Annotated in this window: 8 protein-coding genes and 1 tRNA gene; 6 read left to right on the top strand and 3 right to left on the bottom strand. The window is 66.3% G+C overall.

Annotated features, from left to right (window positions below; translation table 11 throughout):
• The first annotated feature begins 141 nt into the window (after positions 1-141).
• Genes QQK25_RS17720 through QQK25_RS17730 form a run of 3 tightly spaced genes read left to right on the top strand, consistent with a single transcriptional unit; the run spans position 142 to position 4,445 of the window.
• Positions 142-2,433 carry a DNA translocase FtsK gene (locus QQK25_RS17720; protein ID WP_284189122.1) on the top strand — a complete coding sequence of 764 codons (2,292 nt, stop codon included), beginning with the start codon at positions 142-144 and terminating at the stop codon, positions 2,431-2,433.
• The gene (lolA, locus tag QQK25_RS17725) at positions 2,433-3,065 is read left to right on the top strand and encodes an outer membrane lipoprotein chaperone LolA (RefSeq protein ID WP_306664094.1); all 633 of its coding nucleotides are present in this window, start codon (positions 2,433-2,435) and stop codon (positions 3,063-3,065) included. Before QQK25_RS17720 ends, lolA begins: the two co-directional genes overlap by 1 nt.
• Positions 3,066-3,086: 21 nt before the next feature.
• Positions 3,087-4,445 carry a replication-associated recombination protein A gene (locus QQK25_RS17730; RefSeq protein WP_284189124.1) on the top strand — a complete coding sequence of 453 codons (1,359 nt, stop codon included), beginning with the start codon at positions 3,087-3,089 and terminating at the stop codon, positions 4,443-4,445.
• Here the strand turns inward: QQK25_RS17730 and QQK25_RS17735 are convergent.
• A complete protein-coding gene (locus QQK25_RS17735) occupies positions 4,411-4,680 on the bottom strand; it encodes a hypothetical protein (protein ID WP_153160904.1) in 270 nt (89 codons plus the stop codon). The two genes, QQK25_RS17730 and QQK25_RS17735, sit on opposite strands and share 35 nt — an antisense overlap.
• 246 nt (positions 4,681-4,926) lie before the next feature.
• Between QQK25_RS17735 and serS the strand changes: the two genes are divergently transcribed.
• From serS to QQK25_RS17750, 3 genes are all read left to right on the top strand, one after another.
• On the top strand, positions 4,927-6,213 hold the full coding sequence (gene serS / locus QQK25_RS17740) for a serine--tRNA ligase (protein WP_284189125.1): 1,287 nt from the start codon (positions 4,927-4,929) through the stop codon (positions 6,211-6,213).
• An 88-nt stretch (positions 6,214-6,301) separates the two neighbouring features.
• Complete coding sequence (locus QQK25_RS17745; protein WP_153160906.1) at positions 6,302-6,664, top strand: carboxymuconolactone decarboxylase family protein; 363 nt, start codon at positions 6,302-6,304, stop codon at positions 6,662-6,664.
• Between the two features lie 47 nt (positions 6,665-6,711).
• Positions 6,712-6,802: transfer RNA gene (locus QQK25_RS17750), tRNA-Ser, on the top strand.
• Between the two features lie 221 nt (positions 6,803-7,023).
• On the opposite strand, the gene QQK25_RS17755 is transcribed toward QQK25_RS17750, so the two are convergent.
• Both QQK25_RS17755 and QQK25_RS17760 read right to left on the bottom strand, forming a co-directional pair.
• Positions 7,024-7,704, bottom strand: a complete 681-nt coding sequence (locus tag QQK25_RS17755; RefSeq protein ID WP_284189126.1) for a hypothetical protein — start codon at positions 7,702-7,704, stop codon at positions 7,024-7,026.
• Positions 7,705-8,442: 738 nt separating this feature from the next.
• Positions 8,443-8,580, bottom strand: coding sequence for a hypothetical protein (locus QQK25_RS17760; RefSeq protein ID WP_284189127.1), 138 nt, complete (start codon positions 8,578-8,580; stop codon positions 8,443-8,445).
• Positions 8,581-8,708 lie beyond the last annotated feature (128 nt).

Genomic DNA, 8,708 nt, shown 5'->3' on the forward strand with positions numbered 1-8,708 from the left:
CTGGTTCGCAAATCCTTCCCCGATGGTCTGGACGACGACCGGGAAGGGACAACCAGAGACCCTGGTTTATAATCGAAAGCGCGGCTTCCAACCGCGCTTTTGTTTTTTGCCGCGCCCCGCAAGGCCCCGTATCGCCAAGTCATGCTCAATCGCCCCTCCACCCGTCCGCTTCCCCTCCCGGAAAAGATCGCCAGCCTGCTACAGGAGGCGCGCTGGCTGTTGCTCGGCGTGCTGGCCTGCTATGTGGCCATGGTGCTTTTCGGTTACTCCAAGGCCGACCCCGGCTGGTCCCACGCCGTTCAGATGGAGCGGGTGAGCAACCCTGGCGGCCGCTTTGGCGCCTGGCTGTCCGATCTGCTGCTCTACCTCTTCGGGCTCTCGGCCTGGTGGTGGGTGGCCTTTCTCGGCTTGGGCCTGGCCATCGGCTTCCGGCGCCTGCAGCGCAGTTTCGGGGCCGACCGGCGATCCTTCTTCGTGGTCGTGTTCGGTTTCATCGTCGTGCTGCTGGCCAGCAGCGGGCTCGAAGCCATGCGCTTTCACTCGATGAAGGCCACCTTGCCCCTCGAGCCCGGTGGGTTGATCGGCCTCGAGCTCGGCGCGCTGACCTTCCAGTACCTCGGCTTCACCGGCGGCACGCTGCTCCTGCTGGCCCTGATCGCCGGCGGCCTGAGCCTGTTCTCGGGTGTGAGCTGGGTCGAGGCGTCGGAAGCCATCGGCACCGGGCTCGAAAAAATCTGGCTGTTTGCCACCAACGGTTTCCAGACCCTCGAAGACCGGCGCATCGGCCGCGAGGTCGCCCAGAAGCGCGAGGCCGTCGTCGAGACCAAGCGCAAGAAGGAAGAGGCCGCACCGCCGCCGCCGCTGCGCATCGAGCCGGCCATCGTCGAGGTCGAGAAATCCGTGCGCGTCGAGAAGGAACGCCAGACCCCGCTGTTCACCGAGCTCCCCGGCGGCGCGCTGCCGCCCCTGGCGCTGCTCGACGAGCCCTCCCACGACGTGGAGCCGCCGTCGCCCGAGACCCTCGAATTCACCTCCCGCCTCATCGAGCGCAAGCTCGCCGACTTCGGCGTCGAGGTGAAGGTGCTGGCGGCCTATCCGGGCCCGGTCATCACCCGCTTCGAGATCGAACCGGCGGTGGGCGTGAAGGGCAGTCAGGTGATGAACCTGGTGAAGGATCTGGCCCGCGCCCTGTCGGTGGTGAGCATCCGCGTGGTCGAGACCGTGCCGGGCAAGACCTGCATGGCGCTCGAACTCCCCAACCCCAAGCGGCAGACGGTGCGCCTGTCCGAGATCCTCGGTTCCAAGGCCTACCACGACATGCACTCGCCGCTCACCGTGGCGCTGGGCAAGGACATCGGCGGCCAGCCGGTGGTGGCCGACATCGCCAAGACGCCGCACCTGCTGGTGGCCGGTACCACCGGCTCGGGCAAGTCGGTGGGCATCAACGCGATGATCCTGTCGCTGCTCTACAAGTCCGAACCCGCCGACGTGCGCCTGATCCTGGTCGACCCGAAGATGCTCGAACTGTCGATCTATGAGGGCATCCCGCACCTGCTGGCGCCGGTGGTCACCGACATGAAGCACGCCTCCAATGCGCTCAACTGGTGCGTGGCCGAGATGGAGAAGCGCTACAAGCTGATGTCGGCGCTGGGGGTACGCAACCTGGCCGGCTACAACAAGGCCGTGGCCGAGGCCGCGAAGGCCGGCGCGCCCCTCAAGAACCCGTTCTCGATCACCCCGGAGAGCCCCGAGCCCCTCGACAAGCTGCCCTACATCGTGGTGATCATCGACGAGCTGGCCGACCTGATGATGGTGGTCGGCAAGAAGATCGAAGAGCTCATCGCCCGTCTGGCGCAAAAGGCTCGGGCCGCCGGCATCCACCTGATCCTCGCCACCCAGCGCCCCAGCGTCGATGTGATCACCGGCCTCATCAAGGCCAACATCCCCACCCGGATGGCCTTCCAGGTTTCCAGCAAGATCGACTCCCGTACCATCCTCGACCAGCAGGGCGCCGAGGCGCTCCTCGGCATGGGCGACATGCTCTACCTGGCGCCGGGCACCGGCCTGCCGGTGCGCGTGCATGGCGCCTTCGTGGCGGATGACGAGGTGCACAAGGTGGTCGAATACCTCAAGGCCACCGGCGAAGCCGACTACGTGGACGGCATTCTGGCGTCGCCCGAAGACGACGGCGGCGATCTGCTCGGCGGCGGCGAAGGCGGGGAGGGCAGCGAGGCCGACCCGCTCTATGATCAGGCCGTCGAGATCGTCGTCAAGACGCGCCGGCCGTCGATTTCGCTGGTCCAGCGACACCTGCGCATCGGCTACAACCGTGCCGCGCGCCTCATCGAACAGATGGAACGCTCCGGCCTCGTCACGCCGATGGGCGCCAACGGGAACCGGGAGGTGATCGCCCCCGCCCGCGAAGGAGAATGATGATTCGTACCTCAATCGCTACCGTCGTCCGCGGGCTGGCCCTGGCTGGCCTGCTTGTCGCCGGTCAGGCCCACGCCGACGCGCTGGCCCAGCTCAAGCAGTTCATGGATGGCACGCGCACCGCGCGGGGCAGCTTCTCCCAGCAGGTGCTGTCCAAGTCGGGTCGCAAGCCCCAGCAGGCCAGTGGCACCTTCGCGTTCTCCCGGCCGGGCAAGTTCCGCTGGGTGTACGAAAAACCCTACGCCCAGTTGCTGGTGGGCGACGGCAGCAAGCTGTGGGCCTTCGATCAGGAACTCAACCAGGTCACCACCAAGAAGCTCGGTCAGGCCCTGGGCAACACGCCGGCGGCAATTCTTGCCGGTGACAACTCGCTGGACAAGAACTTCGTGCTGAAGGACGCCGGTGACGCCGACGGCCTGGAATGGGTCGAAGCCACGCCCAAGTCCGACGACAGCAGCTTCGAGCGCATCCGCATGGGCTTTGCGGGTGGCCAGCTCAAGGCGATGGTGCTGCACGACAATTTCGGCCAGACCACCTCGCTGCAGTTCGGCCAGATCGAACGCAACCCGTCGCTGGATGCCGGCCTGTTCCGCTTCGTGCCGCCCAAGGGCGCCGACGTGGTCGGCGAGTAAGCGCGCCCGTCGCAGCCCTCGATGGCCGATCTGTTCGACTCCCTCGACCCGCCGCGTCTGCCCCTCGCCGAGGCGATGCGTCCACAGACCATCACGGCGGTCATCGGCCAGCGTCACCTGCTCGGGCCGGGCAAGCCGCTGGCGCTGGCCTTCCAGTCGGGCAAGCCCCACTCGATGATCCTGTGGGGGCCGCCGGGCGTGGGCAAGACAACACTCGCGCGGCTGATGGCCAAGGCTTTCGATGCGGAGTTCACCGCGCTGTCGGCGGTGTTCTCGGGCGTCAAGGACATCCGCGAGGCCATCACCCAGGCCGAAGCTGCCCGTACCCGCGGCCGCCACACCATCCTCTTCGTGGATGAAGTGCACCGCTTCAACAAGGCCCAGCAGGACGCGTTCCTGCCGTTCGTGGAGCAGGGGCTGGTCACGCTGGTCGGCGCGACCACCGAGAACCCGTCCTTCGAGGTGAACTCCGCGCTGCTGTCCCGGGCCGCGGTGTACGTGCTCCAGCCGCTCACCGCCGAAGAACTGGCCGAGCTCTTCGAACGCGCCCGCGCCCACGCCTGCCCCGATCTCGCCTTCGAGGACGACGCCCGCGATCGCCTCACCGGTTTTGCCGACGGTGACGCCCGACGCCTCCTCAATCTGCTCGAACAGGTGCAGACGGCGGCCGAGACCGCCGGCATCAATCCGGTCACGCCGGCCTTCATCGACGAAGCGCTGTCGCGCAACCTGCGCCGCTTCGACAAGGGTGGCGAAGCCTTCTACGACCAGATTTCGGCGCTGCACAAGTCGATCCGCGGTTCCGACCCCGATGCCGCCCTGTACTGGCTGTGCCGGATGCTCGACGGGGGCGCCGAGCCGCTCTACATGGGCCGCCGGCTGGTGCGGATGGCCATCGAGGACATCGGCCTGGCCGACCCGCGGGCGCTGGAGATCTGCCTCAACGCGTGCTCCACCTACGAGCGCCTGGGGTCGCCGGAAGGCGAGCTGGCGCTGGCCGAAGCCGCGGTTTTCCTGGCCTGCGCGGCCAAATCGAACGCGGTTTACAAGGCGTATAATGCGGCCCGAAAGTTCGTCGCCAACGACATTTCGCGCCCGGTGCCGATCCATCTTCGCAACGCGCCCACCAAGCTCATGAAAGAGCTTGGCTACGGCAAGGCCTATCGCTACGCCCACGACGAACCCGGTGGCTACGCGGCCGGCGAAAACTACCTGCCCGAAGGCATGGCGCGGCCCGACTGGTATCAACCAGTGGACCGCGGGCTTGAAGCGAAGATTGGAGAAAAGCTGGCGCGCCTGCGAGAACTCGACCGGGAGGCCGAGTCACGCGCAGCGCAGGACGGAATCAGTGGGTCGTCTGGACGGGATGGCTCGCGATGAATCGTGCGCAGGCTGCCCGGAAGCGCTTCGCCTTGTCGCGGTCTCCGCGTTCTTCTGCTTCTTCGACAAGTTCCTGCATGAACTGGGTGAGGAGCAGGGTGCCTTCCCGGGTCTGGACGAGCCCGCAGGCGATCTGGGCGGCGGCGACATCAGGGATGTCGTGGTGTTCGGCAATGATGGCGACATCCTCGTCGGTGAGGTCGCAGTAATCCAGGCAGTCGCGTATCGATAACATGGGTGTCTCCTCAATGGTTTGGGTGCGCGACGTCATCTGCGTACGTCTTTCTTTAAGTGTGGTTTTTGAGCTGCGGAAATCAAGAAAAGTTTAAAAATTCTGGGCTATTAACTTTCTGATTTTCATAACTTCTGCTAGTGGTGCAAGCGGTTTCGCCGTGCTGCGGTGCAACCCGTCCAGGCAGGCGGAAAGCCGCTGCCGGAAGCGCCATCGATTGACCGGTTTCAGATTCGAATAGGGATTGTCATGCTTGATGTTCAACTGCTCCGTGCCAAACTGGACTTCGTCGCGGAGCGCCTCGCCACCCGTGGCATGAGCCTCGACGTTGCCGCCTTCCAGGCCCTCGAGGACGAGCGCAAGACGCGCCAGACCCGTACCCAGGAACTCCAGGCCCGCCGCAACACCCTCTCCAAGCAGGTTGGTCAGCTCAAGGGCAAGGGCGAGGACGCCTCCGCGGTGCTGGCCGAGGTTGCCGGCATCGGTGACGAGCTGAAGGCCAACGAAGTGGCCCTGGCCGAGCTGATGGAGCGCTTCAACGCCTTCGTCGCCGGGCTTCCCAACCTGCCCCACGACAGCGTGCCGGCCGGCAAGTCTGAAGAAGACAACGTGGAAGTCAGCCGCTGGGGCACCATCCCGAGCTTCGACTTCGAAGTGCGCGATCACGTGGACATCGGCACCCGCCTGGGCGGGCTGGATTTCGAGACCGCGGTGAAGATCTCCGGCGCCCGCTTCTCGCTGATGAAAGGCGGCCTGGCCCGCCTGCATCGCGCGCTCGCCCAGTTCATGCTCGACACCCACACCGCCGAGCACGGCTACACCGAGCTCTACACCCCGTACATGGTCAACGCCGCCAGCATGTTCGGCACCGGCCAGCTGCCCAAGTTCGAGGAAGACCTGTTCTCCGTGCCCAAGGCCGACGGCGGCAAGTTCTACCTGATCCCGACCGCCGAAGTGCCGGTGACCAACATCGTCCGCGACGAGATCGTGCCGCTGGATCAGCTGCCGCTGAAGTTCGTCGCCCACACCCCGTGCTTCCGCTCCGAAGCCGGCAGCTACGGCAAGGACACCCGCGGCATGATCCGCCAGCACCAGTTCGACAAGGTCGAGCTCGTCCGCATCGAGCAGCCCGAAAAGGCCTGGGACGCGCTGGAAGAACTCACCGGCCACGCCGAGGCGATCCTCCAGAAGCTCGAACTGCCGTACCGCAAGATCGTGCTGTGCTCTGGCGACATGGGTTTCTCTGCCGCCAAGACCTACGATCTGGAAGTCTGGCTGCCGGCCCAGAACACCTACCGCGAGATATCCTCCTGCTCGTGCTTCGAGAGCTTCCAGGCCCGCCGCATGCAGGCCCGCTTCAAGAACGCCCAGGGCAAGAACGAAACCCTCGCCACCCTCAACGGCTCCGGCCTGGCGGTGGGGCGTACCCTGGTCGCGGTGCTCGAGAACTACCAGCAGGCCGACGGCTCGGTGCGCGTGCCGGCCGTCCTGCAGCCCTACATGGGGGGCATCACGGTGCTTCAGCCCGCCAGCTGAGACAAATTGCCGCCGGTTTGATGCCGGCGGTTTTCCTTGGATTGCCGATCCTGTATATTAGGGAAATCTAATAAAAGGAGTGGCAAACATGAGCAGCAAGTCCTTCGTCCAGATCACCGGCGACCTCAGCAAGGGCATGGAAGCCCTGCGTGCCGAAATCCCCGAGACCATGAAGGGTTTCGGCGTGATGGCCAAGGAGGCGATGAAGGAGGGGGCGCTCACCGCCCTCGAGAAGGAACTGATCGCGCTGGCCATCGGCGTTTCGGCCCGTTGCGACGGTTGTATCGGTTTCCACGTCAAGGCGCTGATCCGCCTGGGCGTGACCCGCGAGCAGCTGATGGAAACCCTGGGCATCTGCACCTACATGGGCGGCGGCCCGAGCCTGATGTACGCGGCCGAAGCCGTGCGTGCCTACGACGAATTTACCGCCCGCACCGCAAAACCTGCATAAAGTTCTGGCTTTTTCCGGCGGAGTGTCTATAATCCGGCGCTTCGAGCGGAAAGGTGGCAGAGTGGTCGAATGCGCCGGACTCGAAATCCGGTATACGGTTTAGCCGTATCGAGGGTTCGAATCCCTCCCTTTCCGCCATTGTTACAAAGCAAAAAGCCCTTGGTGATCCAAGGGCTTTTTGCTTTTGTGCGTCCGAACCTGCCGGTCGTGGCCTGCGGGTGGGCCGGATGGCGTGGCAGGTGGGGCGGTCATCGGCGGGCGGGGTAGTTCCCGTTCGGTGCATCCGGGGTCTGCGGACAGGTGCTCCGGGGGCCGCGTGGGGGTGAGTGCCCAGGCTGTGGGGGCGCGCCCTGGCGGTCTTACCCACCCACCGCAATGCTCACCATGTCGCTCCAGTTGCCGATCTGCTCGTCCTTCAAGCGGTAGATGGCCTTGTACTGCCAGGTGGCGGAACCGGCGGGCAGTGGCGTGGGGTCGGGGACGCGGGTGGTGTGGGCGATGGTGAGGAGGGCAAAGCCCTGGCCGTCGCCCCGGTCTCCGTGGATCTCGAGGCTGTCGGCGATGTTCTTGGTCCAGCGGATCACCGGTCGCCCGGCGTGAAGGGCGATCTTCAGGACGGGCTTGGCGCGCTCGGTGTCGGCGCGCCGGGTCGACCCGATGATGCCGAGTTCGTGACCGATGCCCTCGGTGTAATTGCGGGCTGTCTTGATGCGCGCCACGAGGCGGGCGAGGCGCGGAATGATGCCCGCCGGCACATCGGGCACGGCGTCGAGGGTGACGGCGCCGTCCGGGTAAGGGAGCGGGCTGGCCTTGCCGTCGAATTGCTGTTTCTTGAACGCGGTCCACTGGCGGGCGTGGGCCTGGGCGGCGAGGGTCGCGGCCAGGGTGTGGCGATAGGCGAGCGCGTCGGCCCGGAGCGCGTCGAGCTCCACGTCGGTAAGTTCGAGGGTGCCCAGGTAGTCGGGCAGCCGGAGGGCCAGATGTTCCAGCAGGTCGGCGCGGCTGCTTTCGTCCTTGGGCAGATAGTAGTTGCGGATCATGGGCGTGTTCCTGGTCTTGAAAAAAGGGTGGTGCGGGGCGCCGGGCGTACCCTGCGCGCCCCACGGCGGGGTGCGGCGCAGGGAACATCTGCTCGCCGGAGGATGGCGGCGAGGCGTCGGCGGTGCCCGCGAGGCAAGCGCGTCGGCGAGCCGCGTCCGGGCGGCATCACGGCGGATGTCGGGGTGATGGCGTCATGGGTGCGCCATGGTGCGGGGCCCACGGAGGATGCGCCGCGAAGGCAGCGGGCGCCTGCCGCAACCCGGCGGCACGATGCGGTCTGCCACGGGGGCGGCGTGCCAGGGCGAGGCGATGACGCGGTCGAGGAAGGCGATGTGGGCCCGGAGTGCGGGGATGTCGCGGCGGGTTGAGGTGACATCGCTGCAGGTTGGAGGGACGACACTGCAGCGTGGAGGGACGTCGCCGCGGCGTGGAGGGACGTCGCTGCAGCGTGGAGGGATGTCGCTGCGGCGTGGAGGGATGTCGCTGCAGCGTGAAGGGATGTCGCTGCGGAATGGAGTGGCGTCACTCCACCGTAAAGTGACGTCACTTCACAGCAAAGTGACGTCACTCCACCGCAAAGGGATATCGCTGCAGCCTGCAGGGACGTCGCCCTGCTGCATAGGGATGTCCCTGCGCATTGCAGTGACGTCCCTGCGCGTCTGCGGGACGTCGCTGCAACACGCAGGCAGGTCGCGCCAGGGCTGCGTGACGACGCTACAGGGTGCAGGCAGGTTGCTTCAACGCAGCGGCACGCTGCGCCGCCAGGGGGGCAGGTCCCGTTGCACCGGGGCGATGCCGCCGGGGAAGCGCGGAAACCTTCCCGTCGGGTGCGGCATGGGTGGGTGGGGTGTGTCGATGTCATGGAAGGTGCGCATGATAAGGCGTAATGCCCATGTCCTTCCAGCCGAGGTTGCCCTGGGCGCGGGCATGCGCTGCGGCGCCTTGCGGGGCCTGTGGCCGGCGGGCGGCCGGGCCGGCCCGTGGTCTGGCGGGCAGGGCCCGT

The sequence above is a fragment of the Zoogloea oryzae genome (assembly GCF_030161255.1).
Lineage (GTDB): Bacteria > Pseudomonadota > Gammaproteobacteria > Burkholderiales > Rhodocyclaceae > Zoogloea > Zoogloea oryzae.

Coding starts and splice junctions, on each gene's coding strand:
- serS (WP_284189125.1), top strand. CDS start 4,927: ATGCTTGATGTTCAACTGCTCCGTGCCAAACTGGACTTCGTCGCGGAG.
- QQK25_RS17745 (WP_153160906.1), top strand. CDS start 6,302: ATGAGCAGCAAGTCCTTCGTCCAGATCACCGGCGACCTCAGCAAGGGC.
- QQK25_RS17755 (WP_284189126.1), bottom strand. CDS start 7,704: ATGATCCGCAACTACTATCTGCCCAAGGACGAAAGCAGCCGCGCCGAC.
- lolA (WP_306664094.1), top strand. CDS start 2,433: ATGATTCGTACCTCAATCGCTACCGTCGTCCGCGGGCTGGCCCTGGCT.
- QQK25_RS17730 (WP_284189124.1), top strand. CDS start 3,087: ATGGCCGATCTGTTCGACTCCCTCGACCCGCCGCGTCTGCCCCTCGCC.
- QQK25_RS17760 (WP_284189127.1), bottom strand. CDS start 8,580: ATGCGCACCTTCCATGACATCGACACACCCCACCCACCCATGCCGCAC.
- QQK25_RS17735 (WP_153160904.1), bottom strand. CDS start 4,680: ATGTTATCGATACGCGACTGCCTGGATTACTGCGACCTCACCGACGAG.
- QQK25_RS17720 (WP_284189122.1), top strand. CDS start 142: ATGCTCAATCGCCCCTCCACCCGTCCGCTTCCCCTCCCGGAAAAGATC.